The sequence below is a fragment of the Shewanella carassii genome, from assembly GCF_002777975.1.
Taxonomy (GTDB): domain Bacteria; phylum Pseudomonadota; class Gammaproteobacteria; order Enterobacterales; family Shewanellaceae; genus Shewanella; species Shewanella carassii.
Window position 1 is genome coordinate 52398 of record NZ_NGVS01000005.1, and the last position, 19388, is coordinate 71785.

Sequence of the window (19388 nt, forward strand, 5' to 3'; positions counted from 1 at the left end):
TTCAGGGCATGGCTTACAAAAACAGGCGCTCAGTGTAACCAGTTTCCGCCGCTGAGGCTAACCTAACGGATTGGCTCGCTCAGCGCCAATAAGGGCCTGGGTTTACCTATGGCGTAACCTTGAGCATAATCCACTCCTAGCTCCCGCAGTTTCGCCACTATGGCCTCGGTTTCCACAAACTCGGCAATAGTTTGAAACGCCATCTGCTTCCCCAACTGACACATGGCGGCAATAATCGCCTGATCCGCCTTGTCTTCACAGAGATTGACCACAAACTGGCCGTCAATCTTCACATAATCCACCGCCAACTGTTTCAGGTAGGCAAAAGAGGAAAAACCGGCGCCAAAGTCATCCATCGCCAGCTTACAACCCAAAGGCTTGAGCAGTTCAATCAACCTATGAGCCTGCTCGAGCTGGCTGAGTACCGACGTTTCGGTGATTTCGATACACAGCTTATCGACCAACTCCGGCTCGGCCAGCAGACGCATCTCAAGCCAGTCCATAAACTCCTCATCCTCGAGCGAGGACGCAGAAAGGTTCAGCGACACCAAAGACAGGGACTGCCACAACTCAAGATGCCGATTGCCCCAAAGCAGCAGATGATCTATCACCCAGCGATCCACTCTGGACGCCAGGTTATAACGCTCTGCCGCCGGCAGAAATATCGCCGGTGACAACATCTCTCCCTCCTCCTGATACATACGCAGCAAGATCTCCAGATGCATACCGCTATCTGTAGCCTCCAGCGGGCGGATCTCCTGAAAATAGAGCTCAAATTTGTCGTTGGCCAGGGCTCCCAGGACATCGACCGAGGCGGTCATTTCGCTGTAGAGCCGCTTGAGGCGGGGATCGCTGCTGTCATAGAGTAACCAGCCATTGCGCCCCTGCTCCTTGGCCAGCCGGCAAGCGGCATCGGCCTGGCCCATAACGGTATAGATGTCCTGCGCCAATGGTTCCAACAAGGCTATGCCTATGCTGGCCGAGACCCCATGTTTGCGGTTTTCCCAGTTGAATTCATGATTAAACAGCTGCTGACAGATACGCTCGGCGATATGTTTGGCCGACTCAGGATTACAAAAATGCATCAGGATCCCGAACTCATCGCCGCCGAGCCTGGCCACCACATCCCCCTTGCGCACCAACTGCTTGAGCCGCTGCGCCACCTGACACAAGAGCCTATCACCCGCGATATGACCGCTGACATTGTTGATCACCCGAAACTGATCCAGATCCACAAAGGCAATACACACGGGCGAATCTCGCTCTTCAGTCAACACCTTGGCCAACAGGGCTTCGAAATGCGCCCGATTGGGCAGGCCGGTCAGCGCATCATAATTGGCGTGAAATGACAGCTCACTGGCCAATCTGTGGCGCTCACTAACATCTTCGGCCATCAGCACCAAAGTACGCTTATCAGCCTTACTGCGGCTAAAACTGAGTTTTTGCCAAGAGAGCTCCTGTCCATGCAGAAAACCAACCTCACACCAGGCCTGATTCAATACTCCATCGCGTACCACGGCCAGGGTATCAAGCAAAATCCCCTTGTCATCCTCACGCACCAACGCCAGCAGATCCTTGCTGTCACCGGCCACCAGTGTCTGCTTGGCTATCCGGTTCATCATGGTCAGTTGGTTACTGCTGTCCAACTGCCCGCAAGCCAGGGGTAACTGTTGGAACAGCTCCTGATACTTGCGCTCACTGGCCAGCAGCGCCAAGGCGATACGGGTCAGCTCCATTGCCGAGCCTATCATGGCCGCCGCATGGCTGAGTTCATTGACAAAGTCTTCCTGCCAGCGCTTTTCGCCGCCGCATTGCAGGGCGCCAACGGCGATATGGGTATCCCCCAGATGCAGTGGCGGCAGCACCAACAGGCTGCGCACCTGCCATTGGCGTAAGAAACGTTTCTCTTCCTGAGCTTCCTTGGGAAGCTCTTCAATACTGTCCAAGGTCAGGAGTTTGGGGTGGCGTAACAGATTGCGAAAAAAAGGCATGTTCCCCAGCCCCCACTCCCGGGAAGCTTGCTGAGTCTTGAATTGGGGTTTGAGGTAGAGATTGCGGGTCTTGAGTCGCCCCGGTGTCTTACCGGCCGCCAGCACAAACACCCCGTCACAATCCAGTTGTCGGGTGATGATCTCCAGGGCGCGATCAACATTCTGCTCCAGGGTGATCAGCGGAGAATCGCTGAAGACATCCACCAGAGCATGTTGTAATTGGTTGGCAAGACTCGCGGGCATAATGGGGTCATTTCCTTACGACTGTTTTTTGATCCTAAGAATCCATCCGATACCATTGCTTTTCATTCTCACCGAGTGAATCGACTCCAGTGTACAATGGTACAAGTCACAGTATAGGCCAAGGTCTTAACCGGGAACGAAAAATGAGCTCAATTACGCCTAAAAGACTATTTCTGGGATTCGCGCCAACCATGGCAGAAAGAGCGAGCTTGCTGACGTTGCAGCAAGCTTGTGAACAAGCTGATGAACCGTCAGCCCCCGGTCTCAAGAAAGTGACTGAGGCCAATCTGCACCTAACCCTGGCGTTTCTCGGCCAGGTGACGGCAGAACAGCATGGGGATTTACTCGCCGCCATTCCCGACTTGCCCTTGAAACGCTTTCGGGTGCGGCTCGAGCATCTCTGTTTCTGGCCCGGGCCGAAAATACTCTGCCTGGCCGGCACAGCCGAAGATCCGGCACTAATGGCGCTCGCCGGGGCGGCACAACAACTGGCGACAAACCTTGGGCTGCATAACAGCGAATATGATTACCGGCCCCATATCACCTTGATGCGAAGGGCCGGCAACCTACCGAAACTCGAACATATTCCAACGCTCGATTTAACGCCAAGCGAGCTGCAACTCTACGAGTCTTTGAGTACTCCAACCGGCGTCAAGTACCGGATATTGGCCAGTTGGCCGTTAAGCGACTGAATCACTTAAGCGCCTTGTGCATCACCACGCAGTCGAGCACTATGCCTCTTGGGGAGTGATATTGGCTTATCCCCTCACCGCAAAAGCCACAGCTACGATAGAAGTCGGCGGCATTGAGGGTAGACTCCAGCGTAAGCGCAGTCACGCCTCTTTCACGCGCCAAAGACTCGAGATGAGCGAGTAAGTCGCACCCGAGCCCTTGACCCATGGCTTGTGGATGCACGAACAGGGCTTCAATTCGGTCGTTATCCAGCATGCCGGTCGCCAGTATTTTTCCCTGATGTTCGATGAGATAAAAGTCTCTCTCCACCATGGTGATAAAGACAGAGGGCATCTCGCCTTGGGTCCAAATTCTGAGCTCTTCATCTGCGTAAAATCCCCGGCAACCGGCTTGAATAGCCAGATTGCGGATATCCCAGGCAGCTTGCGCGTCTTCCATTCTGGCCTTGCGTAACTTCATCCTGCACTTTCCTTGGTTGAAAAATAGCGATACACAGACATTAAAAAGCCGCCCAGTGGGCGGCTTGGTTTGGGCGTTAATTCCCTATGACTCAGTCCGCCAACAGTTCGGCTATGGTCAACATACCGTGAGTCGTGGCGCCTGCAGCCCAAAGGGCCGAAGCATTGTCTTCAAATGCGGCGGCCAGATCGATATGCAGCCAATCGACACCTTCATTGACAAAACGCCACAGGAAACCGGCGGCATTAGAAGCGCCACCGGCGCCGCCACCTTTTACCGGGCGGCTGTTGGCGGTATCGGCATAGGCAGAAGGACACATCTCTTTATGCCAAGGCTCCAGAGGTAAAGGCCAAACATTTTCGGCCACTAGAGCCGCCTTTTGCTGCGTCAACGCCAGCAGTGGCTGGCTGGGGGAGAAGATGGCGTTATAGTTGCGGCCAACGGCCATCACGGCGGCGCCTGTCAGAGTGGCGGCATCGATAACCCGAGTCGCACCGCTGGCGCAGGCGGCCTGCAGACCATCGGCCAGCACCAAGCGTCCCTCGGCGTCGGTATTAACCACTTCAACCGTGGTGCCGTTCTTGTAGGTCAGTATGTCTCCCAGCTTATAGGCACGACCACTTATCAGGTTCTCGGCGCAGCAGAGATAGAGTTTGACCCGTTTGTCGAGACCGTTCTGAATCGCCAGCCCCAGCGCCGCAGTAACCGTTGCCGCGCCGCCCATATCGGCCTTCATGCCCAGCATGCCTTCGGAAGCCTTGATGCTGTAACCGCCCGAGTCAAAGGTGATCCCCTTGCCTACCAGCGCGACGGACACGGGAGCATCTTCACCCAGAGGGTTGAAGTCCAGTTCCAGCAACGCTGGTGGCCTTTCGCTGCCGCGACCAACCGCATGAATGCCGATCCACTGCTCCTGCAGCAAGGCTTCCCCTTCAACTATCCGGTAGCTGACCTTGTCACCGCCGAGCTCGGCCAGCCAACTGGCCGCCTGCTGCGCCAGTTTCAGAGGTGGCAGATTTTCCGGGGTTTCATTAATAAGACTGCGGGCAAACGATGCGCTGTAAGCCCTGCTGGTCAGCGCGCCCTTGAGCGCCTCATCACCGGCCCACTGGATCTCATGACCGCCTTTGGCAGTGACAAAGCCCTGGGCAAAGGCCCACTGACTGTTGAGGTCCCACCCCTCTCCCACCAAAGACACCTGATTGATCCCCTGGTTACGCAGCTTGCGGGCAGCCATCTGAATTTGTCGCAGGGCATCGTTTCCCTGCAGATGGATCTGAGCCTGCTCAGCATTGTAGGTGACATCGGCCTTGCCCCAATGGGCCGCTGGGGCCTCATGGGTCAGCGCTATCTTCATGGATTGACTCATTTCGATTCCTTCTTCTTTTATATGTAGTGAACGCTAGGCGCCACAATTACGTCCAGTGTACTGCATTCCAGCCCGGCACTTGAAGCCCCGCGCCGAATGAGAATTGTTGCCAACTGTAAAGCCTGCTAGGCTTTGGAGTTTTCAGTCACTTCAGGGAGATGGGGATGGAGTTTATCCCACCACTGCAATCCGGCATTTTGATCCAAAGGTATAAACGCTTTCTGGCCGATGTCAGGCTGGATGATGGCACTGAGATTACTCTGCACTGCCCCAATACGGGTTCAATGAAGAACTGCCAGTTCCCAGGGGAGCGGGTTTGGTTCTCCTTTTCTGACAATCCCAAGCGTAAGTACGCCCACACCTGGGAACTGATGCAAACCCCTGGAGGCGACCTGATTGGAGTCAACACTGGCCGGGCCAATGCTCTGGTAGAGGAAGGGATCCAAACGGGTGTCATCAAGGAACTACAGGGATACCAAAACCTCAAGCGGGAAGTGAAATACGGGGATGAAAACAGCCGTATCGATATCTTTCTCAGCGAAGGGGCAGAGGCCGATTGCTATATCGAAGTGAAGAACACCACACTCTTGGAAGCGGGGCGTGGTTACTTTCCCGATGCCGTCACCAGCCGCGGTCAAAAACACTTGCGGGAACTGCTGTCCGTGGTCAAAAGTGGCCAACGAGGGGTATTGGTGTTTTTAGTGCAACATACCGGCATAAAAACCGTATCAGCGGCCCGCCATATCGACTCAAAATATGCCGATTTATTGAACGAAGCCATAGAGGCCGGGGTCGAAGTGCTGGCCTATGCTACAAGCCTTTCACCTCAAGGCTTCAGGGTGGAGTCTCGGCTCAAATTTGTCCGTTAGCGCGACACTCAAAAGTGATAAAAAGTTGATTTAATCGGGTTTAGCAGACATATTCAAATAATTAACAATAAGTAAATCGAAATATTTGCCTAGGTAGAGAGATTCTGATATAGATAGCGGCCGTTCATAAGAATGCCCTACGACGCAAATGGAAACAGGAGATGCGTTATGCCTGAAGGCACTAAAAAACTTGGTGTACTCGCTATCGCTGGTGTAGATCCTTACCAGGAAAAACCCGGTGAGGAGTATATGAACCCGCAACAACTGAGCCACTTCAAGACCATTCTTGAAGCCTGGCGGAATCAGTTGCGTCAAGAGGTGGACCGTACTCTCACTCATATGCAGGATGAAGCTGCAAACTTTCCGGATCCGGTCGACCGTGCCGCCCAGGAAGAAGAGTTCAGCCTCGAACTGCGCGCCCGCGATCGCGAACGCAAATTGATCAAAAAGATCGAAAAGACACTGCAGAAAATTGAAGAAGATGACTTCGGTTTCTGCGAATCCTGTGGCGTTGAAATCGGCATCCGTCGTCTGGAAGCCAGACCAACAGCCGATCTGTGTATCGACTGCAAAACGCTAGCAGAGATCAAAGAAAAGCAGATGGCAGGTTAATCTAATCTGCCACAGCGCGGGGCCTAGTGTTAAACTGGCCCCGCGATTTTTTTGTTACTCAGCCCTTAATGAACACCACTTCCTACATAGGCCGTTTCGCCCCCTCGCCTTCAGGCTCTTTGCATTTTGGCTCTCTTGTTGCCGCCCTCGGCAGTTATCTACGCGCCCGCTCAAAGCAAGGGCTGTGGTTGCTGCGAATAGAAGATATCGACCCACCAAGAGAAGTCAGCGGCGCAGCCGATGACATCATGCGCACACTGGAAGCCTTCGGCTTACACTGGGATGGCGAAGTGCTGTACCAAAGCCGACGCCTGCAAGACTATCAGCAACATATTGATGCCTTACTGGAATCCAATCAGGCCTACTATTGCCAGTGCACCCGCAAGCAGATCCAGCAAAGAGGTGGCGTTTACGACGGCCGCTGCCGGGAGTTGCAACTCAAACAAGGCGCCATTCGTATTCACAACCAACTGGCGGTGGCTCAGTTTACTGATGGTCATCTGGGTGAAGTCTGTGTCGACCCGGCCTTCGCCGCAGAAGACTTTATTATCAAGCGCAGCGATGGTCTGTACGCCTATCAACTGGCGGTAGTGCTGGACGATGCCTTTCAGGGCATCACAGAAATCGTCCGCGGCGCCGATCTCTTGGAGGCCAGTTGCCGACAGATAAGCCTGTTTCGGCAATTCGGGTTTCAGGAACCGAGTTTTTTTCATCTGCCGCTGGCCAGCACCCAGGCAGGACTCAAGCTATCCAAGCAGAACCATGCCACGCCGGTGGATAAACGCCATCCACAGCCGGCGCTGCTGGCGGCACTCGAGTTTCTCGGCCAGGCGGCTGTCACGCCCCAAACCGATGTGACTCAGATGTTGTCCCAGGCGGTGGCTCAGTTTGATCCAGACAGCATTCCCAAACAGACAGAGATCCTCATCGGCCGCTGATATACTCATCGCCCGCTATTTGGTATATCATAGCCGCCAGTTTTTAACCCTTATTTTGCGTTAACGTTCCGAGGTGTCCCATTTTTCGCCGTATCAGTCAGTTTTGTAAGCAGTTGTTTGACGACAGTCAGACAGCCAAGGCTCAACAAGAAGACAACACAGACACAGGTTTAAGCCTGGAGGTTATCCCGCGCGATGGCCACAGCATTTCCCGCAGACAGATTAGCGAGAATGCGCTCAAGGTTTTGTATCGCCTGCATAAGTCTGGCTTTAACGCCTATCTGGTCGGTGGCGGCGTACGCGATCTGCTACTGGGACTGGAGCCGAAAGACTTTGACGTGGTCACCAATGCCACTCCGGAAGAGATCAAGAAGCTGTTTCGCAACTGCCGACTGGTTGGTCGTCGTTTCCGCCTGGCCCATATCGTCTTTGGCCGGGATGTTATCGAAGTGGCTACCTTCCGCGGCCACCACGGCAACAGCGAAGAGAAGATTTCCAAGGTCAATTCGGCCGGACGACTGCTGCGCGACAATGTTTATGGCGACATAGACGAAGACGCCGAGCGCCGCGACTTTACCGTCAACGCCCTCTATTACAATATTGCCGACTACTCCATTCGCAGCTATGGCGGCGGTATTCATGATCTTAAGGCCAGAACCCTGCGACTGATTGGCGATCCCGAGACCCGTTATCGGGAAGACCCAGTGCGTATGCTGCGGGCCGTGCGCTTTGCCACCAAGCTTGGGATGTCCATCGAAAAACGCACTGCGGCCCCGATCAAGAACCTGGCTCCGCTGCTTAAAGATATTCCGGCGGCGCGTATGTACGAAGAAGTACTCAAGCTGTTCTTCGCCGGTAAGGCACTGAACAACTATCAGATGATGCGCGAATATCAACTGTTTGCACCGATATTCCCTCTGGTGGAAAGCCTGCTGCGGGACGACCCTAAGGGCCCTGCCGGCAGACTGCTGAGCGAAATGATGCACAACACAGATGTGCGCGTCGGTGAAGACAAGCCTGTGACTCCGGCCTTCTTCTATGCCGCACTCCTTTGGTATCCGCTGCAAAACCGCGCCCAGGATATCGCTCTGGAAAGCGGTCTCAGCCCCTATGATGCCTTCTTTGCCGCCATGGGCGATGTACTCGAGCAGCAGTGCCGCTCGGTGAGCATTCCCCGCCGCTTCAGTACCCCGGCCCGGGATATCTGGCAGTTACAGATGCGTTTTGAACGCTCTCAAGGCGGCCGCGCCTTTAAGCTGATGGAACATCCCAAGTTCCGCGCCGCCTACGATCTCTTGCTGCTCAGGGCCAATGCCGAAGGCGGCAATCTGGCCAAGCAGGCCAGTTGGTGGCAACAGTTTGTCGAGTCTGATGACGATAAGAGGCAGCAACTGGTACGCAGCGGTAACAAAACAAGCGGCAGCCGCAACCGTAACGCCAATCAGCGCCGACGCCGCAAGCCACGTCGCCCAAGTGAAAAACCACAGGCGGCCGAGTAAGATGATCGGAGTCTATGTGGCGCTGGGCGCTAACCTGGACTCTCCCGAGCGCCAGCTTGATAGTGCTTGTCTAGCGCTGCAACAGCTGGCGCAGCAAAACAGCTTTCGCGTTTCATCTTACTATCGCTCGGTTCCCATGGGCGATATTCCCCAGCCGGACTATATCAACGCGGTGGCCTATTTCGAGACCGAACTGGCACCGCTGGAACTCCTTGACGCCTTGCAGGAAATCGAACTGCAACAAGGGAGGCAACGTTTAGTGCGCTGGGGCCCCAGAACCCTGGATCTGGACCTGCTGCTCTACGGCGATCAGCAGATACAGACTCCAAGGCTCACAGTGCCGCACTACGGCATCAAGAGCCGCGAGTTTGTCCTCATTCCACTGGAAGAGCTCAATCCTTCACTGGTGCTGCCCTGCGGCACCGGCATAGCCACACTGATCACTAATGCCATGCGTCAATCGCTGCAATTGATCCATCCCTCAGGCTGAGAACCTGAGCCGGATCGTTGCAGTCCCAGTCCGCATGGCATATAACACCACTTCACTCGGTTAATAAGAAGAGCATTATGTCCAAAATAACCACAGCTACCCTGCGCAAGTTCAAGCAGGAAGGCAGAAAATTTACCGCTCTGACCGCTTATGACGCCAGTTTTGCCGCCGCTTTTGACAGCGAAGGCGTAGACGTCCTGCTGGTAGGAGACTCATTGGGAATGGTTCTGCAAGGTCACGACGATACCTTGCCGGTCAGTGTCGAGGAGATGGCCTACCACACCCGTTGTGTTCGCCGTGGCATCAGTCGCTGTCTGTTGATGGCCGATCTGCCCTTCATGAGCTACGCCACCCCCGAACAGGCGATGACCAATGCCACCAAGCTGATGCAGGCCGGTGCCAACATGGTCAAGATTGAAGGTGGCCAATGGTTGCTGGAAACGGTTTCCATGTTGACCGAGCGCGGCATTCCCGTCTGTGCTCACTTGGGACTGACACCACAATCGGTGCACGTTTTTGGTGGTTTCAAGGTGCAAGGCCGCGATGCCGACAACGCCCAACGGATCCTGGATGAGGCCAAGGCGCTGGAAGGTGCCGGGGCCCAGCTGCTGGTACTCGAATGTATCCCGGCAGCGCTGGCAAAACAGATAACCGACGCGCTGCAAATTCCGGTGATCGGCATAGGGGCCGGCAAGGATACTGATGGTCAAATCCTGGTGATGCACGATGTACTCGGGATCTCCAGCGGCTATATCCCACGCTTTTCCAAGAACTACCTTAAGCAGACAGGTGAAATCCGTGAGGCCGTGAAGGCCTATATCAACGAAGTTCAGCAGGGACAATTCCCCGCTGAAGAACACACCTTTAACTGAGCCGGGGAGTTTCGCAAGATTATGCTGACCACAGCCAAAATAGACGAGATCCGCACCCGAGTGCGGGAGTGGCGCCAAAAGGGAGAAACCATAGCCTTTGTCCCTACCATGGGCAATCTGCACCAAGGGCATGTGAGTTTAATCCTAGAAGCCGCGCGCCGCGCCGATCACGTGGTAGCCTCGATTTTTGTCAACCCATTACAGTTTGGCAAGAATGAGGATCTCGATGCTTATCCCCGCACTCTGGGCGCCGATCAACAGAAACTGACCGAAGCCGGCTGCGAGCTACTGTTTACCCCAACACCCGAGCTTATCTACCCCAAGGGGCTGGACGCCCAGACCTTTGTGGAAGTCCCCGGGATCTCCGATGAACTTTGCGGCGCCAGCCGTCCAGGGCATTTTCGCGGGGTCGCGACCATAGTCTGCAAGCTATTCAATATAGTACAGCCGGATATCGCCCTGTTTGGCCGTAAGGACTACCAACAGCTTCAAGTGATCAAGACCATGGTGAGCGATCTGTCGCTGCCCATTGAGGTCATAGGGGTAGAAACTGTTCGCGAGGATTCCGGCCTAGCGCTGAGTTCGCGCAATGGTTACCTCACCGAGGCCGAAAAGGCACGGGCGCCCAAGCTCAAGGCCGCCATGGATAAACTGGCCGAGGCGATTGTACTGGGGCAGGATATCGACCAGGCCGTCAACGATGCCAAGGAGTTTCTGCGCGCCGCCGGGCTTGAACCCGACTATCTGGAAGTGCGTGAGGCTTCAAGCCTCAAACCCGTGAGCAGCGATGACAAGTCGCTGGTGATCCTGGCCGCCGCTTATCTGGGAAAGGCCCGCCTCATAGACAATATGACGCTGTCACGCTGATCTCTTTTCTTTAAAAGGGGGGAATCCTCCCCCCTCTTTCTTCCGAAGACCTTTTTCCAGGTCGCCAAAAAAATTTCCTTAGTCAAAAACTGGTCTTCAATAAAGGTTTGAGTCATATTGGTTACACTTGTTTTAAATACGTAACCCAAGGATTCCCGTTCCCATGTTGCCCGGACAGCTCAGATTCTGGCTCTTTACGGCGCTGCTGCTCTCTTGGCAAATTCAAGCCGCTACCGTCTATAAATGTATCAAAGAAGACAAGGTGGTATTCAGCCAGCAGCCCTGCCCGCAAGCCTTTACCCAGCACAGAATTGAATATCAGTATGGCTTGACTACGGAAACGGCCGAGGGAGAAAGCGTTGATCCGCTGCAATCCCTTTTGGAGAACGACAGCCTGCCCGAAGACAAGCTGTTGCGCCGACTGGAAGCCGAAGTCTATCGGCTGCAACAACAAAACAGCTATCTGGAAATACTGCGGGCCAGTGAGCTACAAAAGCAGGAGCGGCAAGGCTATTGGCAGAAACTGGCGCGGGAAGATCCCGCGTTTATTGAGCAGCGCGACAAGATAAACGCCCACTTTGATGAGCTCAAACGCGCCAATGATGACAAGATAGCCAAGCTGCAGCAACACAGACAGTTGCTGCAGCAGAAAGCCGAGGCTCAGCCCTGAATCAGCTGCGCAGCCCTATCCCACGAGAGATCAGGTAATAGGCCAACAACCACAGACCCACACAGAAGCCCAGCATCACGCCAATGGACAGCGGCACGCTCATATCGGCAAATCCCAGGAAACCGTAGCGGAACACGTTGATCATATACACCACAGGGTTCAGCGCCGATACGCCACGCCAAAAGTCAGGCAACAGCGACAACGAGTAAAACACCCCACCAAGATAGGTCAGCGGCGTCAACACAAAGGTGGGGATAATGCTGATATCATCGAAACTCTTGGCAAACACGGCATTGATAAGGCCGCCAAGGGCAAACAGCACTGAGGTCAGAAACACAGTGACTATCACCAACCCCAAGTGCTGCACACTGAGATCGACAAAGAACATGGCTACCAGGGTCACTATCAGGCCCACCAACAGTCCACGGGCGACACCGCCACCGACATAGCCTGCGATCATCACATAGTGGGGCACAGGCGCCACTATTAGCTCTTCCAGGTTACGCTGAAACTTGGCGCTAAAAAAGGAAGATGCCACATTGGAATAAGAGTTGGTGATCACCGACATCATGATAAGGCCCGGGGCGATAAACTCCATATAGGACACCCCGCCCATCTCACCGATGCGACTGCCCACCAGATTACCGAAGATCAAGAAATACAATGTCATAGTGATCGCCGGCGGTACCAGCGTCTGTACCCAAATGCGGGTAAAACGGGTAATTTCCTTGATTAAAATACTCTTGAAGGCAACCAGATACAGACCTCTCATGCCTTGCCTCCTTGGGCATTTTCAACCAGTTTCACAAACAACTCCTCCAATCGATTGGCCTTGTTACGCATGGATAGCACCTCAATCCCCTGTTCGCTCAGTAAACCGAAGACGGCGTTCAAGCTGTGGGACTTCACCAAGTCCACTTCCAGGGTCATAGGATCGGTAAGCCTGACGCTAATATCGCCAAGCTTGGGTACCTCAACAAGCGGCTGCTTGATATCCAACACAAAGGTTTCCATATCCAGTTTCGACAGCAGGGATTTCATACTGGTGCACTCCACCAGCACACCCTTATCGATAATGCCTATGTTGCGGCAGAGCATTTCCGCCTCTTCCAGATAGTGGGTCGTCAGTATGATGGTGACCCCTTCAGCGTTGATTTTTTTGAGAAACTCCCACATGGAGCGCCGCAGTTCTATATCCACCCCGGCGGTGGGCTCATCGAGGATCAAAAGTTTGGGCTCGTGCATCAAGGCCCTGGCTATCATCAAACGCCGCTTCATGCCGCCGGAAAGCTGCCGGGATTGGCTGTTGCGTTTGTCCCAGAGATCCAGTTGCCTGAGGTATTTCTCGGCCCGCTTGTGGGCCTCGGCTCTGGGCACACCGTAATAACCGGCCTGGTTAACCACGATTTGCAGCACTGTCTCAAACTGGTTGAAGTTGAATTCCTGCGGCACCAGGCCGATACACAACTTGGCCTGCTCCAGTTCTTTATCCAGATCATGGCCAAAGACCCGCACACTGCCGCCACTCTTGTGCACCAGCGAGCTTATGATACCGATAGTGGTGGACTTACCGGCACCGTTGGGGCCAAGCAAGGCAAAAAAGTCGCCCTGAGCCACATTCAGGCTAATCCCTTTGACGGCCTCGACGCCGCCCTTGTAGGTCTTCTTAAGATTGTCCAGCTCCAACGCCAGAGCTTTGGTCGTCATAGATGTTTCTCCTAAAGAGCCTCCAATACCTGAGGTATCGGCAGCGGCCCGGGACGCAAAAAGCAAGACTCCCGCCGTGGCGGGAGTCTGTCTTACTATATAAACAAAGCCGACATCACAGCTTGCTTACTCCTGCGGGATCACCTTGGCGATATAAGGCAGGTTGCGATACTGCTCGGCGTAGTCGATACCATAACCGACCACAAATTCATCAGGAATAGTAAAACCGACAAAGTCTACCGGTACATCGACTTCACGGCGATCCGGCTTATCCAGCAGAGTACAGAGTGTCAGGCTCTTTGGCTCACGCAGCAGCAGCATTTCGCGTACCTTGTTGAGCGTGTTGCCCGAGTCAATCAGATCTTCGACGATCAGCACATCACGATCGGCGATTTCCGACTGAACATCTTTGAGTATCTTCACGTCTCTGGAGCTGGTCATGGCATTGCCATAGCTGGAAACAGACATAAAGTCGATCTCTACATGGCCCTTAATCCGACGGCAGAGATCGGCCATAAAGACCACTGAGCCCTTGAGCAGGCCGACCATCAGCAACTTGTCGGCATTGGCATAATGCGCATTGATGCGCTCGGCTAATTCATCCAGTTTCTGGTTGATCTCTTCTGCCGAGATCATCACTTCGGTGGTGTGTTTCATATCACTCTCAATTGTCGATCTCACTGTCTTTGGGTTTGTCATAACCCCAGCGATCCGTTAATGCATGTTCGACACCCAGATGATCAAGGATCCGGGCGACCATGAAGTCTATCAGATCTTCAATGGATTTGGGATGGTGATAAAAGCCGGGTGCGGCCGGCATTATGATGGCGCCCAGTTGGCTGAGTTTCAACATATGTTCAAGATGAATGGCGTTGAAAGGTGTCTCTCTGGGCACCAACAACAACTGACCGCGCTCCTTGAGCACTACATCGGCGGCCCGCTCCAGCAGGCTGTTGCTCATACCTGTGGCCACCGCGGCCAGGGTGCCGGTTGAGCAGGGACAGATCACCATCTGCTTTGGCGCCGCCGAGCCAGACGCCGGTGGAGAAAACCACTCATCCTTGCCGAGCACCCTCAGCTCACCGCCTTCGGGAAACAGTTTTCTGAGCTGCTCGGTGGCCTTGTCCGGCGCGCTACTGAGTTTAAGCCCATGTTCCGTTGCCAGCACCACCCGAGCGGCGCTGGACACCATCAGAAAAACCCGAAACTCGGCCTTGAGCAAGCACTCCAGCAGCCTCAGCCCATAGGGCGCTCCGGAGGCGCCGGTCCAGGCGAGGCTGATACTCTTAATCTGCTGATATTTCACGCTTTGACCTCGCCACTTCTGGCTTTAAGGGCCTGGAGCAACTTTTGATGCAGGCCGCCAAAGCCGCCATTGCTCATGATCAGCACGGTATCGCCGGGCTTAGCTTCACCACTGACCTTGGCCACTATCTCATCTATGTCGTTCAAAACCTGCACCGGCAGCGGCGCCGCCTGCATGGCCGCGGCAATATCCCAATCGATATTATCCGCCTGATACAACACAGCCTCATCGGCCAGGGCCATGGCGTTGGCCAGAGTGTCTTTATGTACCCCTTGCTTCATGGTGTTGGAGCGAGGCTCGAGCACGACAGTGATTTTGCCCTGGCCCACCTTGGCGCGCATTCCCTGAAGAGTAGTGGCGATTGCCGTTGGGTGATGGGCAAAATCGTCATAAACACTGACACCCTCTACGCTGCCCAACAACTCGAGACGACGCTTGGGCGGGGTAAAGTCTGCCAGCGCCTTGAGCGCATCTACCGGCAAGACCCCAACATGACGCGCCGCAGCTATCGCCATAGTGGCGTTGTCTATGTTGTGATGCCCAATCAGGTCCCAGCTCAAAACGCCCTGGGATTCACCGCGGAAAAATAGCTCAAATTCGTGACCATCGTCTGCCAGCATTCTGGCGCTCCAGTCCCCTTGGCCCGCTTCATGGCTCAAGGTTTCCTGCTCACTCCAGCAGCCCTTGGCTATCACGCCGGCAACCGCCTGGCTGTCTTGCGGCCAGATCACCCGGCCATCCCCCGGCAGGATTCTGAGCAGATGGTGAAACTGCTTCTGTATCGCCTTGAGATCGTCGAAGATATCGGCATGGTCGAACTCCAGGTTGTTGATCACCAGGGTTCTTGGCTGGTAATGCACAAACTTGGAGCGCTTGTCGAAGAAGGCGCTGTCATATTCGTCGGCCTCGACCACAAAGAAGGGCGACTCGCCCAACCTGGCCGAAATGCCGAAATTCTGCGGCACCCCACCAATCAAAAAGCCAGGTTGATAGCCGCAGGCTTCGAGGATCCAGGCCAACATGCTGGCGGTTGAGGTTTTGCCATGGGTACCGGAAACGGCCAATACCCAACGTTCGGGCAATATATGGTCATGCAGAAACTGCGGGCCCGAGGTGTATTTCAGGCCGCGGTTGAGTACGGTTTCCACACAGGGGTTGCCGCGGCTCATGGCATTGCCTATCACCACGAGATCCGGCTCGGGATCCAGCTGTGAAGGGTCAAACCCCTGAATAAGATCTATCCCCTGCTGCTCAAGCTGGGTGCTCATGGGAGGGTATACATTGGCATCAGAGCCGGTGACCTTATGTCCCATGGCGCGGGCCAGCAGTGCCAAGCCCCCCATAAAAGTGCCACAGATCCCCAGAATATGTACGTGCATTAAGGCCATCCTTCTGCAGTGAGTCCGCTCGCCCCTCGTTGGGCGAGTTTGCATGCCGCTCATTGTACCTATGCCACCGGCAAGACGCGAGAGGCCTCTGCCAGCTGTCCAGCTTTCTCTCATCTTCGCTAAGCAATGTGATTAATAGATAAAGGAATTTCCCAAAACCTGAGCCGAACGCTGGTCAGGACAGAGCCGCGCGTTTAAAATGCCCGCAGCCTACGCAAATGCGATTAGCATCAGGAAAGCAGCATGCAGTTAACGGAAGAACTCCAACATCTCAGGCGCGAGCTTGAAGATCTCAAACTCAAAGAGACTAACCTGGAAATCAGGACAGATATCCGCCTCGACGCGATAGAACAAAGAATCGAGGCGCTGTTTGCGGCCGTCAATCAGCTTGCCGAAGAGCAAGCTCTGCCTTTGACGCCCAAGGTTGCCGAGCCGTCAGCAATGCCTGAACAAAATGAACCTCAGGCCGAGCCAAAAGCCACCGATTTGTCTTTCGAGTCACAGGCTCAGCGCCAGGACGCCTGGCAGCGCAGGGCCGATATTCAGCCTATCGAGCACACCAAACCAACAACAGCTGAAATAGCCGCAACACCAATTGCAGCCAAAGCGCAAACCGCCGCCCCCAAAGTATCCCCCCAAACACAAGCGGGTCGAGGGCAGCAGACTCCCAACTGGGGGCGTAAGTTTGATCAGGCTGTGGCCGCCTTTTTTGCCGCTATGCTGAGCCCGCTATTGGGACTCTTCGCACAAGCCAAAGATTTTTATCAGCACTATCAAGCCAAAGGTCAGGGCCCGGTATTTATGATGACCCTGGCCGGGATCATCGCCATGACCCTGGGCTTTGGTTATCTGCTGCAGTATTCCATGAACCACTGGCTGTCGGACACAGGAAAGGCTTTGACTGGCTTTGTCTGCGCCAATGGCATTCTGGCCTTGGGAGCCTTTATCCGCAAACGGCAACGAGCAATGGCCGATTTCGGCTCGGGTCTGGTGGGCCTTGGGCTGATTATCAACTATCTGTGCGCCTATTTTGTCGGACCCTACTTCGAGCTGGTACCGGATGGAGTCAGCTATCTGCTGCTGTTGCTTATCACTGTAGCCGGTTACAGTCTGGCGCTGAAACTGGAAGCCAGAGTCATCAGCATAGTCGCCTTGCTGGGTGGCTCCCTGGCACCACTGATGCTGCTTTCCGGCAGTCAGGCGCCTTTGATGTATCTCCCCTTCCTGCTGCTGATTGGCGGCTGCTCTTTACTCTTGAGTCACAAGATACGTTGGCCTGTGCTGCTGGAAACGACAGCCATACTGCACATCGCCTGTATCGAGAGCCTGAGTTTCTTTGTCGAGCTGCCGCTGCAAGGGCAAGGGATAATGGGAGTTCTGGCGCTCATCTCCCTGCACGGCCTCTTCTATGGCTATGGACTTGGCAGCCTTTGGCTGTTTGGCCGGGAAAGTCTCAGCCACAGGCTGCTGGCTCTGCCGGCGGCCTTGCTGGCCTTTTTGGTCTATAGCCTGAGCCAGTTCAGCCCCCACGCCGGCGAGCTGCTGCTGGCCAACGCCGCTGTGCTTATCGGCCTGTCGCTCTGGCTTAAACAAGACAAACAGCTGCAGACGCTATTGTGGCTGGCGACCGGTGCCTGCCTCGGTTTTGCCGCGCTCAGCCTGCTCAGTGGTGAGCTGCTGGGGCTGGTGTTACTGCTCGAAGCCTTGCTGTTGATGTGGCTAGGTTGCCGTGAGCAGCAAGCCTCGCTGCGAATCGAGGCCATCACCCTGCTGGCTCTGGGACTGTTCATCAACCTGTTGGCCCTTGGCGATATGATCAATGAAGCGCCGGCACTCTTGTCACTGCCGCTGCTGGCTTGGGGGCTAAGCACGCTTAGCTTGTTTGGCTTTAACCAACTGCTGGGCAAACAGCCCGAACTCAGCCGCTGGGAGCAACAACTGCTGCAGCTGGGACGCGAGCTTGCCAACGTGCTGCTGGTGTCTTTAGCCCTGGTTAGCGCTTGGCTGATGAGTGAACACTACTTCCTGGTGATAATTCCCGGATTGAGTCTGGCCTTGCTGCTACTCGCGCGCAGGCAACAACTCAGGGTCAGCGAGGCCTTGGCCTGGGCCTTGTTGTTACCGCTGGCGGCTCAGGTGATCTTCGCCGTTGTGGAGGTGCATAGCCTGAGTTTCCGCGCTCAGCCGCTGTATGCGCAAATCGCCAGGGTAGAGCTGTTCCTCTGTCTATTACTGGCCTGGTATGCATACCGGCGCTTCCATCCCCAGGGCGAACTTAAGCGTTTGGCCTGGTACGCTCGCCTGGCCTGCCTGGTGCTCTTGCCACTGCTGTGGCTGCCCAAAATTGCCCTTGGCTTTGAAGATTGGCTGGCCCCGGCCTTGTGGTTATCCTGCTTTGTCAGCTTAGTATTGGCCCGCAAGTTCAGGCAGCCGATACTGAAACGCGAAGCGGATGTGCTGCTGGTGCTGGCTATAGCCCAAACCGCTTTTGCCTGCCTGGCAGGACAATGGCCCGGGCTTGTCGCACTGCTGCTGGGCAGTCTCTATTCTGGTCTGCTGCTGTGGCGCTATCCATCCTTGCCAAGGCTCTGGCAAGGCCCCTGCCGACTCGGCTGGCAGTTGTCACCCTTCTATGGCGCGCTGCTGCTGGCGGTGGTGAGTCACAGCCTGGAGGTATTGTTCAGCCACACGTTGGCACTTAGCAGTGTGGTGCTGAGCGGCTACTTCTTTATCCTGCTCAGCCGCAAACCGCTCAAGGCCCTGCGCCCGGGTTACCCCTTTGCCTTTGCCAGCTTCTTTATCGCCTTGCTGCTGCCCTGGCTCAGTTGGCTCGACAGCCTGCAGTCGTTGCAGCTCGATGCCCTGACTCGGCCTTCTGAGCCTTGGTTGATGGCGCTGGCACAAGCTTGCAACCTGGCCTTGCTGGCGCTGTTTATCCGTAAACGGCCATTGGCCATGAGACGCTATCGTCAGCAGTTGCCGACCAATATGGTGTTTATCGCCTGGCATGCTCTGTTGCTGCTGGCCTATCTGCCACTGGCCTACCAGATGCCAACCGGATTCGATGCCACCTTAAGCACAGTGCTCATGGTGTCCCACGGCTGCTGGCTGATGTTCCTCAGCCTGCGTCCCGGCTGCCAGATTATGCTCAAACTGGCCGCAGGTCTGTTTGCCATCAGTTGCCTCAAGGTATTGCTGCTGGATATGGCCGCCGCCGATCTGCTGCAAAAGATCATCGTCTTTATGCTGATTGGTGCCTTGCTGCTCGGGGTGGCTTACTTCTACCAGAAGTCCAGAGCCCGATTGCTGTCACAATAATGGCTGATATGACGGAGCGCACGACAGCCACAAAGGCGCAAAGCCATTAACAAAAGCCCCCGTATTGGCGGCGGGGGCTTTTTGAGACAGTTAGTCT

General features: G+C 55.0%; 18 protein-coding genes. 10 read left to right on the top strand and 8 right to left on the bottom strand.

The features are described 5' to 3' along the window. Positions 1 to 62: 62 nt before the first annotated feature. Positions 63 to 2234: a putative bifunctional diguanylate cyclase/phosphodiesterase gene (locus tag CBE72_RS02475; protein ID WP_100142159.1), complete on the bottom strand. Its 2172-nt coding sequence runs from the start codon at positions 2232 to 2234 to the stop codon at positions 63 to 65. Between the two features lie 143 nt (positions 2235 to 2377). Here CBE72_RS02475 and thpR point away from each other — a divergent pair, with 143 nt between their 5' ends. Next, positions 2378 to 2926 (top strand): RNA 2',3'-cyclic phosphodiesterase, encoded by a 549-nt coding sequence (gene thpR, locus CBE72_RS02480; RefSeq protein ID WP_100142160.1) that lies wholly within the window; start codon positions 2378 to 2380, stop codon positions 2924 to 2926. 1 nt (position 2927) lies between these two features. On the opposite strand, the gene CBE72_RS02485 is transcribed toward thpR, so the two are convergent. After that, the gene (locus tag CBE72_RS02485) at positions 2928 to 3386 is read right to left on the bottom strand and encodes a GNAT family N-acetyltransferase (protein WP_100142161.1); all 459 of its coding nucleotides are present in this window, start codon (positions 3384 to 3386) and stop codon (positions 2928 to 2930) included. A 91-nt stretch (positions 3387 to 3477) separates the two neighbouring features. Continuing rightward, a complete protein-coding gene (gene pepB, locus CBE72_RS02490; protein ID WP_100142162.1) occupies positions 3478 to 4755 on the bottom strand; it encodes an aminopeptidase PepB in 1278 nt (425 codons plus the stop codon). A gap of 164 nt (positions 4756 to 4919) precedes the next feature. Here pepB and sfsA point away from each other — a divergent pair, with 164 nt between their 5' ends. The 8 genes from sfsA to CBE72_RS02530 all read left to right on the top strand — a co-directional run bounded on the left by sfsA (position 4920) and on the right by CBE72_RS02530 (position 11572). Further along, positions 4920 to 5624 (top strand): DNA/RNA nuclease SfsA, encoded by a 705-nt coding sequence (gene sfsA, locus CBE72_RS02495; protein WP_100142163.1) that lies wholly within the window; start codon positions 4920 to 4922, stop codon positions 5622 to 5624. 168 nt (positions 5625 to 5792) lie between these two features. Then, on the top strand, positions 5793 to 6236 hold the full coding sequence (dksA, locus tag CBE72_RS02500; protein ID WP_100142164.1) for an RNA polymerase-binding protein DksA: 444 nt from the start codon (positions 5793 to 5795) through the stop codon (positions 6234 to 6236). A 68-nt stretch (positions 6237 to 6304) separates the two neighbouring features. Then, positions 6305 to 7174 (top strand): tRNA glutamyl-Q(34) synthetase GluQRS, encoded by an 870-nt coding sequence (gene gluQRS / locus CBE72_RS02505; RefSeq protein ID WP_100142165.1) that lies wholly within the window; start codon positions 6305 to 6307, stop codon positions 7172 to 7174. A 113-nt stretch (positions 7175 to 7287) separates the two neighbouring features. Next, positions 7288 to 8673: a polynucleotide adenylyltransferase PcnB gene (pcnB, locus tag CBE72_RS02510; RefSeq protein WP_229672014.1), complete on the top strand. Its 1386-nt coding sequence runs from the start codon at positions 7288 to 7290 to the stop codon at positions 8671 to 8673. Position 8674: 1 nt separating this feature from the next. Further along, positions 8675 to 9163, top strand: a complete 489-nt coding sequence (folK, locus tag CBE72_RS02515) for a 2-amino-4-hydroxy-6-hydroxymethyldihydropteridine diphosphokinase (RefSeq protein WP_100142167.1) — start codon at positions 8675 to 8677, stop codon at positions 9161 to 9163. A 77-nt stretch (positions 9164 to 9240) separates the two neighbouring features. Further along, positions 9241 to 10035: a 3-methyl-2-oxobutanoate hydroxymethyltransferase gene (gene panB / locus CBE72_RS02520; RefSeq protein WP_100142168.1), complete on the top strand. Its 795-nt coding sequence runs from the start codon at positions 9241 to 9243 to the stop codon at positions 10033 to 10035. A gap of 21 nt (positions 10036 to 10056) precedes the next feature. Further along, positions 10057 to 10902, top strand: a complete 846-nt coding sequence (gene panC, locus CBE72_RS02525; protein WP_100142169.1) for a pantoate--beta-alanine ligase — start codon at positions 10057 to 10059, stop codon at positions 10900 to 10902. 163 nt (positions 10903 to 11065) lie between these two features. Then, the gene (locus CBE72_RS02530; RefSeq protein WP_100142170.1) at positions 11066 to 11572 is read left to right on the top strand and encodes a DUF4124 domain-containing protein; all 507 of its coding nucleotides are present in this window, start codon (positions 11066 to 11068) and stop codon (positions 11570 to 11572) included. A gap of 1 nt (position 11573) precedes the next feature. Here the strand turns inward: CBE72_RS02530 and CBE72_RS02535 are convergent, their stop codons facing one another. The 5 genes from CBE72_RS02535 to mpl all read right to left on the bottom strand — a co-directional run bounded on the left by CBE72_RS02535 (position 11574) and on the right by mpl (position 15964). Continuing rightward, the gene (locus CBE72_RS02535; protein ID WP_071238549.1) at positions 11574 to 12344 is read right to left on the bottom strand and encodes an ABC transporter permease; all 771 of its coding nucleotides are present in this window, start codon (positions 12342 to 12344) and stop codon (positions 11574 to 11576) included. Next, positions 12341 to 13279 carry an ABC transporter ATP-binding protein gene (locus tag CBE72_RS02540; RefSeq protein WP_100142171.1) on the bottom strand — a complete coding sequence of 313 codons (939 nt, stop codon included), beginning with the start codon at positions 13277 to 13279 and terminating at the stop codon, positions 12341 to 12343. The genes CBE72_RS02535 and CBE72_RS02540 overlap by 4 nt, the downstream gene beginning before the upstream one ends. Before the next feature lie 126 nt (positions 13280 to 13405). Then, positions 13406 to 13936 carry a hypoxanthine phosphoribosyltransferase gene (gene hpt / locus CBE72_RS02545; protein WP_025010043.1) on the bottom strand — a complete coding sequence of 177 codons (531 nt, stop codon included), beginning with the start codon at positions 13934 to 13936 and terminating at the stop codon, positions 13406 to 13408. A 7-nt stretch (positions 13937 to 13943) separates the two neighbouring features. Further along, on the bottom strand, positions 13944 to 14585 hold the full coding sequence (locus tag CBE72_RS02550) for a flavin prenyltransferase UbiX (RefSeq protein ID WP_025010042.1): 642 nt from the start codon (positions 14583 to 14585) through the stop codon (positions 13944 to 13946). Next, positions 14582 to 15964: a UDP-N-acetylmuramate:L-alanyl-gamma-D-glutamyl-meso-diaminopimelate ligase gene (gene mpl / locus CBE72_RS02555; protein WP_100142172.1), complete on the bottom strand. Its 1383-nt coding sequence runs from the start codon at positions 15962 to 15964 to the stop codon at positions 14582 to 14584. The genes CBE72_RS02550 and mpl overlap by 4 nt, the downstream gene beginning before the upstream one ends. 252 nt (positions 15965 to 16216) lie before the next feature. Here mpl and CBE72_RS02560 point away from each other — a divergent pair, with 252 nt between their 5' ends. Beyond that, positions 16217 to 19291 carry a DUF2339 domain-containing protein gene (locus tag CBE72_RS02560; RefSeq protein ID WP_100142173.1) on the top strand — a complete coding sequence of 1025 codons (3075 nt, stop codon included), beginning with the start codon at positions 16217 to 16219 and terminating at the stop codon, positions 19289 to 19291. Positions 19292 to 19388: the final 97 nt, after the last annotated feature.